At 41.0% G+C, this 21,237-nt stretch carries 18 protein-coding genes; 9 read left to right on the forward strand and 9 right to left on the reverse strand.

Going from position 1 to position 21,237, the window contains the following annotated elements:
• The first annotated feature begins 254 nt into the window (after window positions 1-254).
• Window positions 255-1,118 carry an RNA polymerase sigma factor RpoH gene (gene rpoH, locus J5X91_RS09580; protein WP_011327068.1) on the forward strand — a complete coding sequence of 288 codons (864 nt, stop codon included), beginning with the start codon at window positions 255-257 and terminating at the stop codon, window positions 1,116-1,118.
• 437 nt (window positions 1,119-1,555) lie between these two features.
• The gene (locus J5X91_RS09585) at window positions 1,556-3,427 is read left to right on the forward strand and encodes a methyl-accepting chemotaxis protein (RefSeq protein ID WP_208834510.1); all 1,872 of its coding nucleotides are present in this window, start codon (window positions 1,556-1,558) and stop codon (window positions 3,425-3,427) included.
• 191 nt (window positions 3,428-3,618) lie between these two features.
• Here J5X91_RS09585 and J5X91_RS09590 read toward each other — a convergent pair whose 3' ends face one another.
• The 3 genes from J5X91_RS09590 to gorA form a co-directional block, all read right to left on the reverse strand.
• On the reverse strand, window positions 3,619-4,446 hold the full coding sequence (locus J5X91_RS09590; RefSeq protein WP_208834511.1) for a mechanosensitive ion channel family protein: 828 nt from the start codon (window positions 4,444-4,446) through the stop codon (window positions 3,619-3,621).
• Between the two features lie 91 nt (window positions 4,447-4,537).
• Window positions 4,538-5,170, reverse strand: a complete 633-nt coding sequence (locus J5X91_RS09595) for a hypothetical protein (protein WP_086996603.1) — start codon at window positions 5,168-5,170, stop codon at window positions 4,538-4,540.
• Window positions 5,171-5,436: 266 nt separating this feature from the next.
• On the reverse strand, window positions 5,437-6,798 hold the full coding sequence (gene gorA, locus J5X91_RS09600) for a glutathione-disulfide reductase (RefSeq protein WP_182676969.1): 1,362 nt from the start codon (window positions 6,796-6,798) through the stop codon (window positions 5,437-5,439).
• Between the two features lie 205 nt (window positions 6,799-7,003).
• On the opposite strand from gorA, the gene prlC reads away from it, so the two are divergent.
• Together prlC and J5X91_RS09610 are read left to right on the forward strand one after the other, a co-directional pair.
• Complete coding sequence (prlC, locus tag J5X91_RS09605; RefSeq protein WP_011327072.1) at window positions 7,004-9,055, forward strand: oligopeptidase A; 2,052 nt, start codon at window positions 7,004-7,006, stop codon at window positions 9,053-9,055.
• A gap of 208 nt (window positions 9,056-9,263) precedes the next feature.
• A complete protein-coding gene (locus J5X91_RS09610) occupies window positions 9,264-10,022 on the forward strand; it encodes a class I SAM-dependent methyltransferase (RefSeq protein ID WP_197108411.1) in 759 nt (252 codons plus the stop codon).
• A 200-nt stretch (window positions 10,023-10,222) separates the two neighbouring features.
• On the opposite strand, the gene J5X91_RS09615 is transcribed toward J5X91_RS09610, so the two are convergent.
• The 4 genes from J5X91_RS09615 to gpmM all read right to left on the reverse strand — a co-directional run bounded on the left by J5X91_RS09615 (window position 10,223) and on the right by gpmM (window position 15,060).
• Window positions 10,223-10,963 carry a divergent polysaccharide deacetylase family protein gene (locus J5X91_RS09615; RefSeq protein ID WP_179807181.1) on the reverse strand — a complete coding sequence of 247 codons (741 nt, stop codon included), beginning with the start codon at window positions 10,961-10,963 and terminating at the stop codon, window positions 10,223-10,225.
• 72 nt (window positions 10,964-11,035) lie between these two features.
• The gene (locus J5X91_RS09620; protein WP_208834512.1) at window positions 11,036-12,301 is read right to left on the reverse strand and encodes a S41 family peptidase; all 1,266 of its coding nucleotides are present in this window, start codon (window positions 12,299-12,301) and stop codon (window positions 11,036-11,038) included.
• A gap of 68 nt (window positions 12,302-12,369) precedes the next feature.
• The gene (locus tag J5X91_RS09625) at window positions 12,370-13,512 is read right to left on the reverse strand and encodes a peptidoglycan DD-metalloendopeptidase family protein (RefSeq protein WP_208834513.1); all 1,143 of its coding nucleotides are present in this window, start codon (window positions 13,510-13,512) and stop codon (window positions 12,370-12,372) included.
• A gap of 3 nt (window positions 13,513-13,515) precedes the next feature.
• Window positions 13,516-15,060: a 2,3-bisphosphoglycerate-independent phosphoglycerate mutase gene (gene gpmM / locus J5X91_RS09630; RefSeq protein WP_208834514.1), complete on the reverse strand. Its 1,545-nt coding sequence runs from the start codon at window positions 15,058-15,060 to the stop codon at window positions 13,516-13,518.
• A 628-nt stretch (window positions 15,061-15,688) separates the two neighbouring features.
• Between gpmM and J5X91_RS09635 the strand changes: the two genes are divergently transcribed.
• Genes J5X91_RS09635 through gpsA form a run of 4 tightly spaced genes read left to right on the forward strand, consistent with a single transcriptional unit; the run spans window position 15,689 to window position 17,960 of the window.
• Window positions 15,689-16,120 (forward strand): rhodanese-like domain-containing protein, encoded by a 432-nt coding sequence (locus tag J5X91_RS09635; protein WP_011327078.1) that lies wholly within the window; start codon window positions 15,689-15,691, stop codon window positions 16,118-16,120.
• Window positions 16,121-16,151: 31 nt separating this feature from the next.
• Window positions 16,152-16,421, forward strand: a complete 270-nt coding sequence (gene grxC, locus J5X91_RS09640) for a glutaredoxin 3 (RefSeq protein ID WP_011327079.1) — start codon at window positions 16,152-16,154, stop codon at window positions 16,419-16,421.
• Window positions 16,422-16,460: 39 nt separating this feature from the next.
• Window positions 16,461-16,949 (forward strand): protein-export chaperone SecB, encoded by a 489-nt coding sequence (gene secB, locus J5X91_RS09645; protein WP_011327080.1) that lies wholly within the window; start codon window positions 16,461-16,463, stop codon window positions 16,947-16,949.
• Between the two features lie 3 nt (window positions 16,950-16,952).
• Complete coding sequence (gene gpsA / locus J5X91_RS09650; protein WP_011327081.1) at window positions 16,953-17,960, forward strand: NAD(P)H-dependent glycerol-3-phosphate dehydrogenase; 1,008 nt, start codon at window positions 16,953-16,955, stop codon at window positions 17,958-17,960.
• A 208-nt stretch (window positions 17,961-18,168) separates the two neighbouring features.
• On the opposite strand, the gene trmL is transcribed toward gpsA, so the two are convergent.
• Entirely contained in the window at window positions 18,169-18,633 is a 465-nt protein-coding gene (trmL, locus tag J5X91_RS09655; RefSeq protein WP_011327082.1) for a tRNA (uridine(34)/cytosine(34)/5-carboxymethylaminomethyluridine(34)-2'-O)-methyltransferase TrmL, read from the reverse strand.
• Window positions 18,634-18,742: 109 nt separating this feature from the next.
• Between trmL and J5X91_RS09660 the strand changes: the two genes are divergently transcribed.
• On the forward strand, window positions 18,743-19,660 hold the full coding sequence (locus J5X91_RS09660) for a cation diffusion facilitator family transporter (RefSeq protein ID WP_348272527.1): 918 nt from the start codon (window positions 18,743-18,745) through the stop codon (window positions 19,658-19,660).
• Window positions 19,661-20,302: 642 nt separating this feature from the next.
• Here J5X91_RS09660 and J5X91_RS09665 read toward each other — a convergent pair.
• Window positions 20,303-21,235, reverse strand: coding sequence for an alpha/beta fold hydrolase (locus J5X91_RS09665; protein ID WP_208834515.1), 933 nt, complete (start codon window positions 21,233-21,235; stop codon window positions 20,303-20,305).
• Window positions 21,236-21,237 lie beyond the last annotated feature (2 nt).

The following is a 21,237-nucleotide window of genomic DNA, read 5'->3' on the forward strand; positions in this document are numbered from 1 at the left end:
AAGAAGCAGCCTAGTCTCTAAGTCAAGGCTGTAGAAGCCCATTGATCGACACGGAGTGGCGTCGATGGGTAGTTCACAAAAGTACTTTAAAGCTATAGCAGGGCTTAATTCATCACTTATTCAGTCGCTTAGCGTAGACTTAAAAAATACAAAAAACCACTTGATTTATACTTAAGAAAAGTTTTAAATTGGGGTTAGCACTCTTAGGTAAAGAGTGCTAAGATGGTTTCAAATGTTTATCACCGAGGTGAAAAATGAGTAAAGATTTATACGCAATGGCACTTACAGTTGGACAGCAAAGCGCAAGCATGGACGGTTACCTTCAAGCGGTAAGCACTATTCCTATGCTTAAAGTAGAGCAAGAACAAGAGCTGGCAACACGTCTTCAGGAAGAAGGTGATCTTAGTGCTGCAAAGCAACTCATTATGTCGCACTTACGCTTTGTAGCGCATATTGCAAAAGGCTACTCGGGTTATGGCTTGCCACAAGCAGATTTAATCCAAGAAGGTAATATTGGCCTGATGAAAGCGGTAAAGCGTTTTAACCCAGAAGTGGGTGTGCGTTTAGTATCGTTTGCAGTGCATTGGATTAAAGCAGAAATTCATGAGTTTGTACTTAAAAACTGGCGCATCGTAAAAGTTGCTACCACTAAAGCGCAACGTAAATTGTTTTTTAACCTTCGTAAAAATAAAAAACGTTTAGGCTGGTTTAACCAAGCAGAAGTTAGCACAGTAGCTAGCGAGCTAGGTGTGAGTGAAAAAGAAGTACGTGAAATGGAATCGCGCATGAGCGGCCAAGACATGGGCTTTGACCTTACAGGTGATGACGACGACAGCGCACCAAGCAGCACCTATTCACCAGTACAGTATTTAACTGATGGCACTGCTGATTTAGCTGATGATATTGAGCAGCAACAATGGCAAGAACAATCACATACTCGTTTGTTTAGCGCTCTTAAAACGCTAGACGAACGCTCGCAAGACATTGTAAGCGCACGTTGGTTAACCGACGATAAAGCAACGCTACAAGAGCTTGCCGAAAAATACAGTGTATCGGCTGAGCGTGTTCGCCAGCTAGAAAAAACAGCGATGAAAAAACTACAAGCTGCAATGGTGTAAACCTAACCATTTAGCTAACAAAAAAAAGCCCCGTATATAAAATGCGGGGTTTTTTCGTTTGTTTCACGATATTTACTTAAAATTTTATTTTTTCTATTCACAATCGATGAAGTTAGCGCATACCATTTAAGCTAGGTCTTATTTAGAGTCAATACGTTAAATATATATTTAACGTAAAATAAACCAACCGCACTCATTTGATTGTTACTATTTACATGGGGTTTATTTGAGTTAAAACGTTAACATTATATACTAGTGAATAAGTCTGATTTAGGCTGCTAGAGGTTAGTTTTTATTTTGTTTCCTCCCTGTGTATGCGAAAATATTTGCAGGTTTAGACTGGCCTTTCAGTTTAACCCATATTCTAAATTCAGCTGTTAGTTAGCTGTGTTTACACCCATCATCTAATTTAATTTTAAGCTGTATTAGTACCCAATATGCACTCATATTCACTAAAGAAAAAGATATTGTTATCGGTTATTCTCGCACTCGTCATTGTGGTAGCGTTGCTATCATGGCGTAGTTATTCCACTCAAAAAGCCTTGTTATTACAAAGTAGTGTTGATCAGGTTAGTCAATCTGGTGAGCAACAGGCAGCACAGATTGAGCAATGGCTTGCTGATCGCCTGCGAATTATTAGCTCGGTGGCGACAAAGTTAGAGGGGGATATGCTCAACGCGTTACAGCAAGCACAAGCTTCTGGGGATTTTCAGTCGACTTATTTTGGTAACAGCGATGGTAAAATGTTCGACTCTGATCCAAGTATCGATAACACCGATTACAACCCCTTAACTAGGCCTTGGTATCAATACGCCCAACAAGCAGGTAAAACTATTATTACCAAGCCTTATTTAGACGTTACTTCTAATTTACCCGTAGTTAGTATAGCCCAACCGGCTCGAAATGGTGTGGTTGGTGGTGATGTATCTATTGCTAGTTTAGTTGAAAATGTCAATAACATGGCGTTGCCAGCCAATGGGTATGCAATCATGATGCATAATGACGGTACAGTGATTGCCTATAAAGACGCAAGTAAAGTTATGGGTCAAATCAGTAATATTGATGATCAGTTAAATACTAAGCTGGTGCAATCGAGTATTCAAAGTGGGGAGCTTACTCCTGCTTATTTTAAAACTGAAGGCCGAGATAAATTACTTTGGGGCGTAGATATTCCTAATACTGATTGGCAGTTAGCTTTTGTACTGGATAAAAAAACACTGGAAGCACCATTAACAAACTTAATGTTAACTCAGTTAGGGTTAGCAGCTTTAGCTTTAATAGTGAGTGTTTTGGCTATTTCATGGTTGTTAAGTTTATTACTCGGACCATTAGCTCGAGTATCTCAGGCATTATCACGGATTGCAGACGGTAATGGCGATTTAACGCAGCGTATAGAGGTCGATAGCCAAGATGAAGTAGGTGTGTTAGCTGATAGCTTTAATCGCTTTGTGAGTAGTCAGCATGAGCTTATTAGCCATATTCGCCAGCTTGCAACTGAGCTTGATTTAGATGCAGAGAGAAGTTTGTGTACCAATCAAACGAGCGTTGAAGAGTTACAACGTCAACAACAAGAAGTAGCGATGGTTGCTACTGCTGTAACAGAAATGTCTAGTGCAACACATGAAATTGCAGCCAATGCAGAAAGCACAGCAGCAGCATCACAGCAATCAGCCCAAAGCAGTGCACAGGGCAAAGGCTTGGTCGATAAAACTCGTAGCACTATTAATTCATTAGCATCTGAGATTGATGAAACCACTGTGGTTATGGGAGAGCTAAGCCTGCATGCACAAGCTATTTCTAGTATTTTAACTACAATTCAAGAGGTTGCTGAGCAAACTAATTTATTAGCACTCAATGCGGCCATTGAAGCTGCTCGTGCCGGTGAGCACGGTCGCGGCTTTGCGGTTGTTGCCGATGAAGTACGCGTTTTATCTCGCCGAACTCAAGAATCTACTGCAGAAATTTATACTACTATCGAAACTTTACAAAACACGACTAAGCAGGCCGTTAGTTTAATGGATAGTAGTAAAGGGTTAGCTAATAATAGTGTTGATGACGTTAATGCTGCAGCAAAAGCCCTCGAAGAAATTACTCAAGCGGTTAATATAATTTCTGATATGGCAGGACAAATAGCCATAGCAGCCGAAGAGCAAACACAAGTAACAAATGAAATAACGCAAAATACGGTTGCTATAAAAGATGTTACAGATGAGATCACTGAGTCGGCTTTGACCCATTTAAGCCAGGCAAAAGTACTTAAAGATCGCGCTGCTGATTTGAGCGATAAGGTGGCTACCTTTATTTTGTAAGCGTGAATAATTGCTCTACTGCAGCCTTATTACTTCGCGGTAGAGCAATTGTTATATTTAAAATAATAAAGTTTAAATTATTCTCTTTCATCTAAGTGAACTGCCCTGCGACATCACTTCTCAGAACACAGGGTTTCTTCGATAAAAAGTCACTTTAATAAGTGCGCCTTTTTGCTAATCGAGTAATAGATTTAATCCTTAACATCACTTTTAGTTGCTTCGCTATACCACAGCTCCATAAAGCACTCAGTTAACTTATGCTCAATTTCAAGAGCTTTATCGGTTGGGCAAAATAGGGTGAAGCTTGCTCTAAACTCTCCTAACTCAGTAGTACCAAAGTGAATTTCGGGTTCTGGGCCTGAAATCTTTGCATCTAACTTTCTTTCAATAATAGAGTTATATCTACTTGCTACTTCTTCAAACTCTTCGCAGTAATGCTTGGCTTTATTACTTAGAGTTTCGTAAATAGGGTACGGATTAAAGCTGTCTTTGCGCACAATATTAAAATGATGAGTAGCGAAGCGTTTAATAAAGTTTAAGTTTTTTATTGGGCTGGTAATTAATTTGTTATTAGGGATATATATTGTTTTTCTGGAGAATTGATAAGTTCTCATATCAATTTCATGTAAGGTGGTTTTAATCCAGTTAGTCTCTGCTACTTCACCATAATATTCACCAACTTGTACCCAGTCGCCAATTCTAAATGGGCGGGTTGTTACTAAGTAAAAAAAGCCAATTACACACTGAATAAACTCTCTAGTGGCAAGCACAATAGCAACGGCAAAAGCGGCTATAGACAGTGCAAAGTTTTGAATCTCAGTCGACCATATAAACAGCAGTAACAAAACCATAGTAAAGTTAATAAAGTGCTTAATATTGTGTGCAATGTAGCGAGTATCTTTTTCTTTTTTTTCTGCTCTATATCGCGCCAACTTATCAACAAGTACTTTTAAACTAAATGCGATAGTGAGCACCACCACTGAGATAAGAACTGGATGTAGTAGTATATCTTTGATCATAAATTCCAAAATACGAGTAATTGCAAACAAGCTTAGTATATTGATTTATGAAACCAATTAGCAAACTTAACCTCAAAAAAATTAAGTTGAGTTAGTCAGTTACTCCATTGCCAACATGGTGATGCTGTTTATTAAGCTGCTTACGACACAAAAGTACAAGCTCAATAGCTGAAATTAAAATTAAAGTATAACCAAGTGTTTCTATCCCTTCTTCTACAATGTTTTTAACTATACGCACGTAGCTCTCACCCATAATAGAGTGCCAAAATTCACCTCTGCCCATAATGCGAGAAAAAGCTAACAACGTAACCAAGCCAGATAAGCAAATGCCATAACTTGGTGTTTGAGTATAGGCTTGGATGGAGCTAAAAATAGTCCCTCTTTTTCTTATTAGGTAAACAAATGTACAAGCAAGTATTGAATAAACGATAGTTTGCCAGGCGCCATCAAAAACATACATATCAAGGTATGTATCAAATTCTCTTACAAACATCATTGCTGTTAGAGCTGCAAGTAATACCGAAGCTACCTTAAGTTTCGAGCTAATACGCGAGGCATAAAAAAACAAAATAGCACTTAAAAAAGTTAAAATATCTTGCATGTGCTCAGTGAGTGTTTCTTCACTATAAAGTGCATTTTGCTGTAATTCAAAGCCTTCAAGCTGAATTAATGAGGCAACACCAGCTAAGCATAATAAGTAAATAAAAGATCGTAGTAAAAACATGAAAAAATCCACATAGGAGACCATGCGCGAGATTTTAATTACAAAAAGGACAGAAAGCCAAAATATTATGGAAACTTTTTATATATTTATTGGTCTAAAACTTTTGCTGTTAAATTAATGGGTTAAATGTGTAATTGGTGTTTTTATGTTGTTTTTCTTGTAATGGTTTGGTTGGTTTGTTGTGTGTTGCAAGTGTAAATATATTGAGCATAAAAAAGCCCTTACTAAATAAATAGTAAAGGCCTTTTGCAGTTTAAAGTCGATACTTAGCGCATCGTTACAAACTCTTCTGAGCCAGTCGGGTGTATAGCAACCACAGCATCAAAGTCAGCTTTAGTAGCGCCCATTTTCATGGCGACAGCAAAACCTTGAATCATTTCGTCTACAGCAAAACCTATACCATGCAAGCCGACCACTTTTTCATCTGGACCTGCGCACACTAGCTTCATTTTACAAGGCTGGCGATGTTGCGTAACCGCGGTATACATAGCGGCAAAAGCTGATTGGTATACTTTTACGTTTTCTGCACCATATTGCGATATAGCTTCTTGCTCTGTTAAGCCAATAGTACCAATGGGTGGGTGACTAAATACTACCGTAGGAACTAAGCTGTAATCCATTTTTAAATCATCTGGCAGTTCTTTATTAAATAAGCGCTCAGATAAAGTACGCCCAGCTTTAACTGCTACTGGGGTAAGCTCAATGCCGTTTTCGATAATGTCGCCCACAGCGTATACGTTTTCAGCTGTGGTATTTTGGTACTCGTCTACTTTAACAAAACCTTTGCTGTTAACTTCTACGCCTGCTGCAGCAATATTAATTGCATTTGTGGTTGGCTCGCGGCCAATAGCCCAAATTACTTGGTCTACGTTATGGCTTTTACCATTATCTAAATGCAAGGTTACTGAGCCGTCGTCTTCTTTAACCAATTTATGTGGTACAGATTCGGTATGCAGCGTAGGGCCTTCTTTTGCCATTACTTCAACTAGCGTATCGATTATATATGGGTCAAAGTTACGCAGTGGTGCGTGTTTACGCACAAATAAATGCGTGTCAGTGCCCAAGCTATGTAGTACGCCTGCAAGCTCTACAGCAATGTAACCTGCGCCAATAACAGCAACGCGTTTAGGTTGCTCTTTAAGCTCAAAAAAGCCATTAGAGTCAATGCCGTGCTCAGCACCTTCAATGTTTGGAATGCTTGGACGACCGCCAACAGCAATTAAAATATGATCAGCAGTATAATGCTCACCATCTACTTCAACTGTTTTATTATCTACAAATTTAGCAAAACCTTTAATTACGGTAACGCCGTTGTTTGCAAGGCCATTATCGTAACCTTTATGGATTCGGCCAATGTAGGCTTCGCGGCTTTCTACTAATTTGCCCCAATCAAAACCTTTTACTTCAACATTAAAGCCGTAATCAGGCGCATATAAATTAATTGCTTCAGCAACTTGAGCACCATGCCACATTACTTTTTTAGGCACACACCCTACGTTTACACATGTGCCACCCATATGTTTTGCTTCAATAAGTGCTACTTTAGCGCCACGCATTGCCGCACGGTTCGCCGACGCAATACCGCCGCTACCACCGCCAATTGCAATATAATCAAAATGCTGAGCCATGTTTAATCCTCAAAGTTTATTTAACTGTATTGTGCCGATGATAGCATATGCTCAAGGCAAATCACTTAATCAGCATAGGTAAAATTACCATACACGCTGTATAAACGAAAAAGATCTTATTGCGATCATCATAAGCTTAAATGCTCTTGTATTTAGTCACTTTGCCCCAACTTTAATGCTTATAATGCACAAATTTGAGATAAATATGACCAATGCAAACACTAACCCATTAATTGGGCTTGAAGGCTTACCGCCATTTTCAAAAATAAAGCCAGAGCACGTAGTGCCAGCACTAAAGCACGGGATTGAGCAGTGCCGCCAAGCCATTGAAGATGTGCTTGCTAAAAAATCATACACTTGGAACGATTTAGTACTGCCACTAGAAGAAGCCGATGATAAATTATCACGGATGTTTTCGCCGGTATCGCACTTAAATTCGGTAATGAATAACGACGAACTACGTGAGCAATACGAGCAATGTTTACCACTTATTTCTGAGTACTCAACTTTTGTAGGGCAGCATCAAGGTTTGTTTGCAGCTTACAACGCGTTATATAACAGTGATGAATTTAAAACCCTCACTACCGCTCAGCAAAAGTCGATTACGAATGCACTACGCGATTTTAAATTATCGGGTATTGCACTAGAGCCCGCGCAGCAAAAACGTTATGGCGAAATTAGCGCGCGTTTATCAGAGCTGGCCTCTAAATTTGGCAATAATGTTATGGATGCCACATTGGCTTGGCATAAACACATTACCGATGAAAGTGAACTGGCTGGTTTACCAGAGTCGGCGTTGGCTTTAGCTGCCGATACCGCAAAAAGTAAAGAATTAGACGGCTGGGTATTTACGCTCGATTTTCCATCGTACTTACCTATTATGACCTACGCCGATAATCGCGAACTACGCGAAGAAACATACACAGCGTTTTCTACACGTGCGTCTGATCAAGGCCCTAATGCGGGTGAATTTGATAACTCAGCAATTATGAGCGAAGAGCTAGCGCTACGTCATGAACTAGCACAGTTGCTTGGCTTTAATAGCTACGCTGAAAAGTCACTTGCCACTAAAATGGCTGAGACGCCTGCACAAGTATTCTCATTTTTAGAAGACCTAGCGGCTAAATCAAAACCACAAGCAGAGCAAGAACTTGCAGAGCTACAAGCCTACGCAGAGCAAAAACACGGTATTACCGAACTAGCAGCGTGGGATTTTGGTTATTACGGCGAAAAGCTTAAGCAAGATAAATACGCCATTTCAGACGAAGTACTCCGCCCGTATTTTCCAGCTAATAAAGTATTAAGTGGTTTGTTTGAAACAGTTAACCGTTTATTTGGCATTAGCGTAAAAGAAGTCAGTGATTTTGACAGCTACCACAAAGATGTACGCTTTTTTGAAATATACGACAGCAGTAATACGTTACGTGGCCGTTTTTATCTCGACTTATATGCTCGCGATCATAAACGTGGTGGCGCATGGATGGACGACTGTATGGGGCGTAAAGTACGCGCTAGCGGCGAATTGCAAACACCAGTGGCGTATTTAGTTTGTAACTTTAACAAGGCAATAGGCGATAAACCGGCCTTGTTTACTCATAACGAAGTAACTACTTTATTCCATGAGTTTGGCCATGGTATTCATCATATGCTAACTCAGGTAGATGCAGCGCCTGTTGCAGGCATTAACGGCGTTGCATGGGATGCGGTAGAGCTACCAAGTCAGTTTTTAGAAAACTGGTGCTACGAAGAGCAAGCACTTAGCTTTATTTCAGGGCATTACGAAACCGGCGAGCCACTACCTAAAGAACTACTAGATAAGTTACTAGCAGCTAAAAACTATAACTCGGGCATGCAAATGCTGCGTCAGTTAGAGTTTTCGTTATTCGACTTTAAAATACATAACGACTACGTAGCCGGTGAGCCATGTAATATTCAAGCTGTGCTTAACGACGTGCGCAGTCGCACCTCGGTAATAAAAGCGCCAGAATTTAACCGCTTTCAGCATGGCTTTAGTCATATTTTTGCCGGTGGTTATAGCGCAGGTTATTACTCGTATAAATGGGCAGAAGTACTCTCTGCCGATGCTTATTCTAAATTTGAAGAAGAGGGCATTTTTAACCCAGAAACAGGGCGAGCATTTATGCAGCACATCCTAGAAAAAGGCGGCAGCGAAGAGCCAATGGAATTATTTAAAAACTTCCGTGGCCGCGAGCCAAATGTTGACGCACTTCTTCGCCACAGCGGTATTGCTGCCTAAAGTATAAAGTTAACTCTATATACTTTTAGTTACTCACCAATACATAGCGGTCAGTTTTCATTATGAAACTGACCGCTTTATTTTTTACAGCATCTGAACTTTAATTACTCTCAAATTCAAGACTATTGTTTTCCTTTCATTGCTAATTTAATGCTTTAAACTAAGGCGCTTGATATACTAAAAAAGTATTTTATCGTCGGAGTGTAGAGTGGTTATTAAGTGTGCCTTTAAAGAGTGCCGTCCTTATTTAAATGAGTTAGAAACACGTTTTGGCTTAGCCCATTGGGCAGAGCAAAGCAGTGGTTTTAGCCTACATTACGATGATACAGGCCTGAGCTTATATAAAACCGATGAGCCTAAACTGGGCGCAATAAGCGTTGACTTTGTTACGGGCGCTGCAGCGCACAGACGAAAGTTTGGCGGCGGTAAAGGCCAAGCAATTGCCAAAGCAGTAGGCTTAAATAAAGGGGCTACTCCGGTAGTTCTCGACGCTACAGCAGGGCTAGGACGTGATGGTTTTGTATTAGCGTCGCTTGGTTGTAAAGTTATATTGCACGAACGCCACCCCGTAGTTGCAGCACTTTTATACGATGGTCTGCAGCGCGCATACAACGACATTGAAATTGGTCCGTGGATGCAGCAAAACATGAGCCTAATATTTGGCTCAAGCCATACCTTACTTGCTCAATGCGAAAGCATGCCAGATGTAGTTTACTTAGATCCTATGTTTCCGCATCGCGAAAAATCAGCCTTAGTTAAAAAAGAAATGCGCGTATTTCAAGACTTAGTAGGCGCCGACACCGACGCCGACGATTTACTCGAATTTGCCTACCCACTTGCCAGTAAGCGCGTGGTAGTAAAGCGCCCCGACTATGCCCCGTTTTTAAACGATAAAACTCCTAGCATGCAAATTAAAACGAAAAAAAACCGCTTCGACGTATATGTAAAAGCTGCGATGAATAAATAAATATTATTCTAATGCATTATCAAATTTCTACTTTTTGTCGCTGAAATCATACTGCGACATAACGTGGGTATATCCAGGGATTAGCTACATTAGGTACTAGGTCGAAATTAGCCACGGTCAGTGTTTAAGTTGTGCGTAGGCAGGGCTTTATGCCGCGCTTATTAAAGAGCTGGCTTTTACTAACCGCTGCAATTTACTCTTTAGTACTTCTCTGCTAGTTGTATATATTTACGCTCTACCAGCTTAGATACGGGTACTAATTCAAAACCTTGTTTGCTGAGCTGTGGTAAAACGTGGCGTAAAAATGCGATTGTTTCAGGGTAGGGGTGGGCAATTGCAATGGCAAACTTATGCTCAGTAGCGTGTTGTTTTAGCTCATCTAGGCGCAGTTGTAATTGTTCTGGTGTGGTTATGTTATCTAAAAAAATATGACGGCCAATATTTTCAACGCCTAAAAAGTTAGCGGCATTTTGTGCCTGGCTTAATTCAGTGGTGCGGCTATCTAAAAAGTATAAATGTCGCTTTTTAAGCACTTCCATTATCCACCTCATAGCTTGACCTTGCTGGGTGAGCGCCGATCCCATGTGATTATTAACCCCTTTAACTTGCGGTAAACTGGCCAAAGCAGTGCCAAGTATTTGCTGTATCTGCTCTTTATTCATATTTAACGTAAGTGCGCCAGGGCCAAGCTCCTTGCCGTTAAGTGCTTGCATGGGAATATGCAGTAATAACTCTTTATTTGTTTTACTGGCTAAAGTGGCAAAAGCTTGTGCATAAGGAGTGTGAGGCAAAATTGAATACGACACTTGGCCAGGCAAAGTTAACAGTTCTAAATCTCTCTGGTGATAGCCTATGTCGTCTATTACTATCGCTATTTGCTTGGCTTTAGCATTGAGTGACGCAAAACCAAGCATCAATATCAGCCCTATAATTACTTTCATCTTTATCGCTTTTTAAATTTATAGTTTTTATTATTTTTAGAGCTTATTAATTCAACATCAGTAAGGCTAAAATTATTGCAGGTTAAGTAATTGTTTAGCTTTAGCTAATTGTAAATCAGTTACCTTGCTGGCTAGTTGTGTTTGTTTACTTTTAGCTTGCTGGTTTTTGATTATAACGGCTTTATCACTTTGTGAAAGGGTTGTTTGATTAATCGCCACGTCGGGCGTAATACCAACACCCTCGATTGATTTCCCCAAAGGAGTGAAGTACTTAGCTGTAGTGAGCTTTAATGCAGTGCTGCCATCACCAAGTGGAATAAGCGATTGCACTGAGCCTTTACCAAAAGATTGGCTGCCAACAACCTTGGCGCGGTTATTATCTTTTAATGCGGCAGCTAAAATTTCGGCTGCTGATGCCGAGTTTTCGTTAATTAGCACGACAATAGGGGCGCCTTTTAAAATGTCTCCGTGTTTGGCATAAAAAGCTTTATTTGCCTCGTTATAGCGCCCTTTGGTTGTAACAATAGTACCGTTTTGTAAAAACAGATCCGATACCGCAACAGCGCTTCTAAGTGTACCGCCGGGGTTATCACGTAAATCAATAACTAGGCCTTTAAGTGGGTGCCCAAAGTGATTTTGCATGGCTGCTATTTGCAAAGCCACTTCATGTAAAGTGTGGTTAGAAAAACTATTTATAGCTAAATAACCGCTGCCTAAATCTAAGCGCTGACTAGTAACGCTTTCAAGCTTTATTTTACGGCGACTCACATTAAAATTAAGTGGTTGTGGTTGGTTATCACGCTTTATGGTTAAACTAATATTACTAAGTTTGCTTGCTGTTATTAGTTGAGCAACATGCTCTACGGTGCTGTTTTGTGTTGTTTGATTATTAACGCTAATGATAATGTCACCGGCCATAACCCCAGCACTTTTAGCAGGTGAGTTATTCACTACATTTACAATGGTTACACTGTTATTTATTTGTTTAACCTCAATACCTAAACCGGTATAGCGGCCATTAGTGTTATCAAATAAAGTATTTAATTCGTGTTCATCAAGGTATTTAGAATAGGGATCGAGCTGGGCATATAAATGCGCAAACTGTTGGTTGTTATAGCTAGTATGTGTGGTGTTTTGTAGTGCAAGATCTTCAACGTAGTAGGTATGAATATTAAATAGGATTTCGGTTATTTGTTGGTTTTTTAATTCTTTAATCGAACTAGAAAACACATTAGCTGAAAAGCTAATAAAAACAAATAGGGCAAGTAAATACAGGCTTAAGCTAAGCGTAAAGCCTGTATTTTTAAACCATTTTGCTAAGGTGCTTTTTTTGTCCATCGGCTGCTCCAATGCGGCGCAGCGGTTAATTTATACCAATGGTATGTTTTACATAAGATTGGTATTTGCTAAATGCGTTTGCACCATTTTTCAGGATTTACTGCACGCCCTTTATGGCGCATTTCAAAGTATAGACCAGAACTTGCTTGCCCGCCGCTTTGGCCAACTAGCGCTACCGTTTCGCCTTCTCTTACCATGTCGCCAACATCTTTTAATAAGGTTTGTGCATGGCCGTAAAGGCTCATAAACCCCTCACCATGATCAACTACAATTACCCAGCCGTAGCCTTTTAACCAATCGGCAAATACCACTTGGCCGTTATGAACACTGTTAATATTGCTGCCTTCTTTTGCGCCTATTAATACGCCTTTCCAGTCAATACCACCGTGTTTTCGTTGTCCAAAAGTGTGCTCTAACTTACCTCGGCTTGGCCAGTTTAGTTTGCCTTTGCTATTATTGAGGCCGAGTAATTCAACTTTTTTATTTTTTTCTTTCTCTAACTCTTCAATAGTTGTGATCAGCGTTTGTTGGTTTTCTTTTAAATAGTTAATTGAGCTTTTGGTGCTGTTTAGCTGTGCCTGTAAATTTTTTAAATTGGCTTGGCGTTCACTTTGGGCGTTAACTAATGCGGTTTGGCGTCTTTTTTGTTCATCATGCAGGTTGACTAGTTTTTGCTTTGTTTTAGCCAGTTCAGCCTGGTTTTGCGCTATTTGTAACTGCAGCGCTTTTAGCTCTTCGAGTTGTTCAATACGGGCTTTATTTAAATAATTATAATAGCTTAGAGTGCGCTCAAATTTAGCCGTGTCTTCTTGGTTGAGCAGCATTTTTGCATAATCATCGTCGCCACCGGCCATATAAGCACTTTTAAGTTGCGCAGCTAATGCGTGTTGAAACTGTGCATGTTGTTGTTCGAGTTGATCGGCTTTTTGCTGTTGCAGTTGTTGCTGTTGTTCGTTTTTTTTAACCGACTGCTCAGCCATATTTAGGGCTTTGGCGTTTTTAGCTATTTCGAGTTCGTGCTGTTGTAGGTTTTTTTGTAGCGTGGCAACTTTTTTGCGTTGCGCGTTGTATTCAGATTGGCTTTGCTTAAGTGCCGTTTGTACTTCGCTGAGATCTTTTTTGGTACGATCTTCATTAGCGACTGCAGTTGCAGTCGCTAAAAAAGTCAGTATTAAAATTAGCTTAGTAACGCTATTAATACATTTTTGCATAGATTATTTCAACGTCATGATAGGTTTGCCTGTCATTTCAGTTGGCTGCTCCATGCCCATTAAGTGCAGCATAGTAGGCGCTACATCACTAAGCGCCTTACCCTCAGATGGTGTTGCGTCGCGGCCCACATAAATAAATGGCACCGGCTCGCTAGTATGTGCAGTATGGGCTTGGCCTGTTTTAAGGTTGGCCATTTGCTCAGCATTACCATGGTCGGCAGTAATAAGCGCTTCACCGCCATATTCGTTAAGTGCTGCTACTACGCGGCCAATACAGTGATCAACTGCTTCGCAGGCTTTAACTGCCGCTGCAAATACACCAGAGTGACCCACCATATCGCCGTTAGGGTAGTTACAAATAATAGCGTCGTATTTGCCGCTTTTAATTGCCGCAACGAGTTTGTCGGTAAGCATTTCTGAGTTCATTTCGGGCTGCAAATCGTAGGTTGCAACTTGTGGTGAAGGAATAAGCTCGCGGGTTTCACCGTTAAATTCGTCTTCGCGGCCACCACTAAAGAAAAACGTAACGTGGGCGTATTTTTCGGTTTCAGAAATACGTAGTTGAGTTTTACCGTGTTTTTCAAACCATTCGCCAAGTACGTTTACCAGTGGCGTGGGGCCAAATGCAACCGGGGCGTCTATATCTGCAGCGTATTCGGTCATCATTACAAAGGCGCTAAGGGCAGGTGATTTTTGTTTGGCAAAACCGTCAAAGTTAGGCTCAACAAATGCACGTGTAATTTCACGGGCGCGATCGGCTCTAAAGTTAGCAAATATAACCGTGTCGCCATCGTTAATTTGTACAGGCTCTGCGCCTGCAGGAGTAATGGTGCTTGCGGCTACAAACTCGTCGTTTTCGTCGCGCTCATAAGCTGCTTCAAGTGCGCTCACGCCAGTCGGGTAGCTAAAGTCGCCTTGTGCTAACGTAAGTAAGTTATAGGCTTTTTCTACGCGGTTCCAGCGGTTGTCTCTGTCCATTGCGTAATAACGGCCTATTAGCGATGCTAAGCGGCCACATTGTAGCTTTGCAAATACCGCTTCAATGCGCTCAATAGAAGCTTTAGCACTGCGTGGAGGAGTGTCGCGGCCATCTAAAAAGCCATGAAAGTACACCTCTTTTGCACCGCGTTTTGCAGCAAGTTCAATACTTGCCACAATATGATCTTCGTGGCTATGTACGCCGCCTGGGCTTAATAATCCCATAATGTGCACGGCTTTATCTGCATTTACGGCTTTATCTATGTTATCGACTAGTGCAGGAGTGGAGTCAAACTCGCCATCGTTTATCGCTTTTGTTATACGAGTAAAGTCTTGATAAACAACGCGTCCTGCGCCTAAATTAACGTGGCCAACTTCAGAGTTACCCATTTGACCATCAGGAAGGCCTACATCAAAACCCGAAGCTGAAATTAATGTGCGCGGGCGGGTGGCCCATAATTCATCTAATACAGGGGTATTTGCAGCCAGAATCGCATTACTTTGCTCATCTTCGCGGTATCCCCAGCCATCTAAAATCATTAATACCAGTGGTTTTTTATGCTCTGACATAGTCACTCCTCAAGGTTAACGTTGCGATAAAACACGCTAACATTACCGCTAACATGCTGATGCTAAGCATACCGTGTTTTATAGCTAGGATCAGCAATCAAAATAAGATATTAAAACTTTTTAATATCTTACTAAAAATTAACAACAAGCTGTTACTTTGTTCTTACTAAAAACACCTCGTAAAAGCGTATTATGCTTTGCCTTAACTCGCATTTTTAGCTGATTTGGGTATACTTGCGCAGCTAATACCAATTTTATTAAAAACATGCACATTCTAGCTGATTAAATAGCTCATTAACTGCGTTAAAAATAATTTATATAGAACAACTATATATCATCATTTTTACTTGTTATTGACCCATTTCATTGACGCTATAATAGCCCATTAATTTAATGCAATTGGTATAATACCAACTTTATTAAAGCGCTGTGTATGTGAGTAAGGTAAATTAGGTATATATTGTGTTTAAAATTTTTACAGAAGTGAGTACTCCTGTTTAAATTTTATGTTGTTTGTGGGTAGCTTACCTCTTGTTATACTTGCTTATAGAGTTAATGCAATTGGTATTGAACGAAAAAAATAGCTAAAACATCACGTTTTAGGATGTAATTTTATAGTGGATGTCGAATGGATCAATATATTGAATTTATCACCAATCACCCAATTTTAAGTGCAGCTTGGGTGGGTATTGTGTTTCTTATTGTTAGTGGTTGGATCAAAAGTAAACTCTCAGCAGTGCGCCAAATAAACCCTCAGCAGTTAACGCTGCTTATCAACCGTGAAGACGGTCAAGTTATTGATATGCGTGCGCAAAAAGAGTTTAACACCGGGCATATTGCCGGTGCTCAGCATTTAAGCCCTGAAAATGCGAAAAAATCTGACTTTTCAAACCTTGAAAAGTATAAGAGTAAACCCATTATATTGGTATGTACTACAGGCATGACCGCTTCAGGAACTGCAACCGCTATGCATAAAGCGGGTTTTGAGCAGGTAAGTGTGTTATCTGGTGGTATGGGCGCGTGGCAATCTGCGAGCTTACCAACTACAACCGGTCGCTAATAAATATTAGCAGTCCGATAGAGGATATATTATGAGTAATGTTGTTTTATACACCAAAGCGTATTGCCCTTTTTGTCAACGTGCTCGTGCACTTTTAGACAGTAAAGGTGTGCAATACACAAACTTTGATATTGGTGTACAGCCTGAGCTGCGCGATGAAATGATCGCCAAAGCAGGCGGCGCAAGCACGGTACCGCAAATCTTTATTAATGATGAGCATATAGGTGGCTGCGACGACATGATGGCAATAGAAGCACAAGGTCAACTTGATAAAAAGCTAAATGCCACACTAAACGCTTAAATTTAACTAATTATAATAACGAACAGGTTAAGGATTACAATGAACGAAGAAACGCAAAACGCAGCAGCACAACAAGAAACTGGCGCACAATTTACTATTCAACGTATTTACACAAAAGACGTGTCGTTTGAAACGCCAAATTCTCCAGCTATTTTTCAAAAAGAATGGACACCAGAAGTTAAGTTAGACCTAGACACTCGCTCTAATAAGTTAGACGAAGGTGTATTTGAAGTGGTTTTAGCACTAACAGTGACTGCATCTATTGGCGAAGAAACGGCCTTTTTATGTGAAATTCAACAAGCAGGTATTTTTACTATTGCTGACGTTGAAGAAACACAACTTGCTCATATGCTTGGTGCATTTTGCCCTAACGTATTGTTTCCATATGCGCGTGAAGCAGTTTCTAACCTTGTTAACCGTGGTACTTTTCCACAACTTAACCTTGCGCCAGTTAACTTTGACGCATTATTTGCACAATACATGCAACAACGCACAGCGCAAGCTGAGCAGGCATCAGTAGACGCATAAATTATGAGTACAGCAACTTCAGCTGTTACTGTATTAGGGGCGGGGTCTTATGGCACCGCCCTTGCTATTTGCTTAGCCCGAAATGGTCACCAAGTGACACTTTGGGGGCGCAATAGCGACGACGTTGCCACGCTTGCAGCTGAGCGAAAAAATCAACGTTACTTACCTGACATTCCTTTTCCCGACACTTTAACCCTTGAAGCCGACTTACAACGTGCTGCTGCAAGTAATGAAATAGTGTTAGTGGTTGTGCCTAGCCATGCATTTGGCGACACCTTAAAGCAAATTAAACCAGCTTTACAGCAAGGCGCAAAAGTTGCGTGGGCAACTAAAGGGTTAGAGCCAAATACCGGACGCTTATTACAAGAAGTTGCAGTACAAGAGCTTGGTGATGCAATTCCATTAGCGGTGCTTTCGGGGCCAACATTTGCTAAAGAAATGGCAATGGGATCACCTACTGCTATTTCGGTTTCATCCACCTCTACAGAGTTTGCACAACAGTTAGCTGATTTACTGCATTGCGGTCGCTCATTTAGAGTGTACAACAATGATGATTTTATTGGCATACAGCTAGGTGGTGCGGTTAAAAACGTTATTGCTATTGGTGCAGGCATTTCCGACGGTGTGGGTTTTGGCGCTAATGCACGCACGGCACTAATTACTCGCGGCCTTGCAGAACTTACACGCTTAGGCTGTGCTTTGGGTGCAAAACCCGAAACCTTTATGGGGATGGCAGGCCTTGGCGATTTAATTTTAACCTGCACAGATAATCAATCGCGTAATCGTCGCTTTGGTTTAGCGTTAGGCAAAGGCGAAAGCGTAGAAGCTGCAATAGAGTCTATAGGCCAAGTGGTCGAAGGCTTTAGAAACACCAAAGAAGTGTATTTATTAGCGCAGCGCAGCGGTGTAGAAATGCCAATCACCGAGCAAATTTATAAAGTGCTATACGAAAATAAAGACATGAAAGAAGCGGCTATGGCTTTATTAGGCCGAGAGCAGCGCTCAGAATAAAAGGGCAGCTTTCATAAAACTAGGTTTTAGGTGTCAGGTTTTAGGTATCAGGTTTTAGATAGACATTAGCCAAGCTCGGTGTGTGGGTTAAACCACAGACGGGCTTAATGTCGCGCAGGTTAATCTTTAAACCTGCGCGAGGTAAGCTCCCCCTACAAGTTAGGCGCTTGGTTTATTCACTTACCTAAAACCTTGCGCCTAAAGCTCCTTACTTTGCGCCCGGAAACCCAAGTTGGCGCCACGATTCATACACAAACACCGAAACCGCGTTAGATAAATTCATACTGCGGCTATTGGCTTGCATTGGAATACGTACCCGTTGCTCATTTGGAAGCGATTGAATTAGCTCATCTGGAAGGCCGCGTGTTTCAGGGCCAAATACTAAACAGTCGCCGGCCTCGTATTGTGCCTGATGATGAAATTGGCTGCCTTTAGTGGTGCAAGCGTATATTTTTTTAGGCTTGCATGCTTCTAGGTAAGCTTCAAACGAAGCATGGCGCTGTACATGGCTAAATTCATGATAATCAAGGCCGGCACGTTTTATTCGTTTGTCATCCCATGCAAAGCCAAGTGGCTCAATTAAATGTAGTGAATAGCCTGTATTTGCACATAAGCGAATAATATTACCCGTATTCGGTGGGATTTCAGGTTGGTATAAAACAATATCCAGCATAACGAGCCTTATAAAATAGTCAGTAATTTAACGATTTGCAGTATACACGAAAGCGTGTAAAAAACTGATATACTCACTTTATTCAATACACATATTAACGGATAAATACGTGCATAATCGCAGTTACGAATTTTGGGTAAAAACCTCTAGTTTAGTCACTATGGTCATGGTGAGCTTAATGATTGTAGCTAAAACCTGGGCATGGCTTGCCTCGGGTTCAGCGTCAATGCTGGGCTCATTAACCGATTCACTCATGGATATTACTGCCACAGCTATGAGTTTTTTAGTATTAGGTTATGCGCTGCGCCCCGCCGATGACGACCACCGTTTTGGTCACGGCAAAGCCGAAGCGCTCGCTGGGCTAGGGCAGGCCGCATTTATTGCAGGTTCAGGCTGTTTGTTAGCGTTTCATAGTATAGAACGCTTGTTTAATCCTTTAGAGCTCACTCATTCATTATTAGGTGTATGGGTAAGTATTTTTGCTATTGCCTGTACGTTAGTGATTGTATTTGTACAAAATAAAGTAGTTAAACATACCGAATCTATTGCAATAAAGGCCGACTCAGTCCATTACAAAGGTGACTTGATTTTAAATGCTGCGGTACTACTGGCTATTTTACTCTCGTATTATGGGGTGTTGTACGCGGACCCTATTTTTGCAGTTGGCGTTGCCGGTTACCTACTTTATAACAGCTGGGATATAGCCCGAGATAGCGCAGATCACTTAATGGACAAAGAGCTGCCAGACGAAGAAAAACAACGTATTTTAGATGTTTCGAAAAGCCATATCGATGTGCGCGGTGTACATGGTGTGCGTACTCGTCAAGGTGGGAAAGTTAAGTTTATTCAATTACATTTAGAGCTAGATGATCACCTAAGCTTAATTCGCGCGCACAACGTAGCCGATGAAGTAGAGGCAATGATCACTAAAGAATTTGAGTCAGAAGTTGATATTCTAATTCACCTAGATCCTTTGTCTTCCGTGGAACTGAGTGACACTGAGGGCGCGGCAGTAACTGAATCGTAAGCAAAACTGGTATCTCAGGTTAAAACCAAGCAAACACCGGATTTAACCTGATACCTTTGCCGTAGACGTTAGTTTACCTCGCGCAGGGTTTTAAAAGCTTAACAAGCGCGGCATAAAGCGCCTCCTAGGTTAACCTAAACATCGAGCTTGGTTTTTTCTACCTAAAACCTGACGCCTAATACCTAAAACCTAAACCTTTGCCGTAGGCGTGAGTTTAGTTTACCTCGCGCAGGGTTTTAAAAATTTAACAAGCGCGGCATAAAGCGCCTCCTAGGTTAACCTAAACACCGAGCTTGGTTTTTTCTCTACCTGAAACCTGACGTCTAATACCTCAAATCTAAACCTTTGCCGTAGACGTTAGTTTACCTCGCGCAGGGTTTTAAAAGCTTAACAAGCGCGGCATAAAGCCCCGCCTATGGTTAACCCAAACACCGAGCTTGGTTTTTTTCTACCTGAAACCTGACGCCTAATACCTAAAACCTAAACCTTTGCCATAGGCGTGAGTTTAGTTTACCTCGCGCAGGGTTTTAAAAGCTTAACAAGCGCGGCATAAAGCCCCGCCTATGGTTAACCCAAACACCGAGCTTGGTTTTTTTCTACCTAAAACCTGACGCCTAATACCTAAAACCTGCTCTTCCACACCTATTCACAAAACTGGTACAAACTTGTTAGCAATGGCTGGCGTATTTCATCACGCTCAAATAATAGTTCGTGCTTAGCACCGGCAAAGCTCTTTATTATTGCCTGGTTATGTCGGTTTGCTAATTTATATTGCGCGGCGTTATCTACTACTTCGTCGCGCTCTGCGCTGGCAATAAACAGCGGAATATTAATGCTTAACTTATCAACCGATGCAATAAAGGTAAATGCGGCTTGTAGCCAACCATAGGTTACGCCACCAAGTTGCAGTAGTGGGTCTTGATAAGTTTGCCTAAAGTTTTTATAACGCACTTGGCTGCTAGTTAATGAGTTTAAAGCAAACTCTTCTGGGCTGTAATCGTTTTGCCCTAGGGCATAACTTTGTGAAAAACCGAAAAAAACAGCTGCGTTAGCAATTAGTTTTGCCAACGGTTTTGGGGGGGTTTTAGTGTGAATATCAAACATGGGTGCCGATAAAAACAACCCACTAAAGTTATTTTCAAAATGAGCTAAATAGTCAAAGGCAATTGCGCCGCCCATTGAGTGGCCAAGCAGTATTTTTTTGCCTTGCCAGTGGTTATCAACAATTTGTTGATTAAATAAATGCAGGTCGTGGCGATAATCAGTAAAGCATTTTACATAGCCTTTATGCTTATTGGCTAACTGTCGGTAAGAGCGACCTTGGCCTTGATGATCAACAATAAACACGGCAAAATTATTACTGTACAGCTCCCACAATAGCTCTTTGTATTTATCAAGCCCTTCAATGCGCCCTGAGCTAATAACAATCGCGGTATGCGCATGCTCAGGTTTTGCATAGGCGTAAAATAACTGCCCGGCAGGGGTATTTAAATAGGCTTTAACTAGGGTGTTGTTATAAAAATCATTAATACTGGGTTGATTATTAACAAGCTCGTTTTCACTACTGTAAAACATTC

Source organism: Pseudoalteromonas sp. K222D, assembly GCF_017653575.1.
GTDB lineage: Bacteria > Pseudomonadota > Gammaproteobacteria > Enterobacterales > Alteromonadaceae > Pseudoalteromonas > Pseudoalteromonas nigrifaciens.

Excerpts from the sequence above, each read along its gene's own strand:
- gpmM (WP_208834514.1), bottom strand. The coding sequence starts at position 15,060 with ATGTCAGAGCATAAAAAACCACTGGTATTAATGATTTTAGATGGCTGG.
- trmL (WP_011327082.1), bottom strand. The coding sequence starts at position 18,633 with ATGCTGGATATTGTTTTATACCAACCTGAAATCCCACCGAATACGGGT.
- gpsA (WP_011327081.1), top strand. The coding sequence starts at position 16,953 with ATGAGTACAGCAACTTCAGCTGTTACTGTATTAGGGGCGGGGTCTTAT.
- J5X91_RS09620 (WP_208834512.1), bottom strand. The coding sequence starts at position 12,301 with ATGGACAAAAAAAGCACCTTAGCAAAATGGTTTAAAAATACAGGCTTT.
- secB (WP_011327080.1), top strand. The coding sequence starts at position 16,461 with ATGAACGAAGAAACGCAAAACGCAGCAGCACAACAAGAAACTGGCGCA.
- J5X91_RS09625 (WP_208834513.1), bottom strand. The coding sequence starts at position 13,512 with ATGCAAAAATGTATTAATAGCGTTACTAAGCTAATTTTAATACTGACT.
- J5X91_RS09615 (WP_179807181.1), bottom strand. The coding sequence starts at position 10,963 with ATGAAAGTAATTATAGGGCTGATATTGATGCTTGGTTTTGCGTCACTC.
- J5X91_RS09665 (WP_208834515.1), bottom strand. The coding sequence starts at position 21,235 with ATGTTTTACAGTAGTGAAAACGAGCTTGTTAATAATCAACCCAGTATT.
- rpoH (WP_011327068.1), top strand. The coding sequence starts at position 255 with ATGAGTAAAGATTTATACGCAATGGCACTTACAGTTGGACAGCAAAGC.
- J5X91_RS09595 (WP_086996603.1), bottom strand. The coding sequence starts at position 5,170 with ATGTTTTTACTACGATCTTTTATTTACTTATTATGCTTAGCTGGTGTT.
- gorA (WP_182676969.1), bottom strand. The coding sequence starts at position 6,798 with ATGGCTCAGCATTTTGATTATATTGCAATTGGCGGTGGTAGCGGCGGT.
- J5X91_RS09590 (WP_208834511.1), bottom strand. The coding sequence starts at position 4,446 with ATGATCAAAGATATACTACTACATCCAGTTCTTATCTCAGTGGTGGTG.
- J5X91_RS09585 (WP_208834510.1), top strand. The coding sequence starts at position 1,556 with ATGCACTCATATTCACTAAAGAAAAAGATATTGTTATCGGTTATTCTC.
- J5X91_RS09635 (WP_011327078.1), top strand. The coding sequence starts at position 15,689 with ATGGATCAATATATTGAATTTATCACCAATCACCCAATTTTAAGTGCA.
- grxC (WP_011327079.1), top strand. The coding sequence starts at position 16,152 with ATGAGTAATGTTGTTTTATACACCAAAGCGTATTGCCCTTTTTGTCAA.
- prlC (WP_011327072.1), top strand. The coding sequence starts at position 7,004 with ATGACCAATGCAAACACTAACCCATTAATTGGGCTTGAAGGCTTACCG.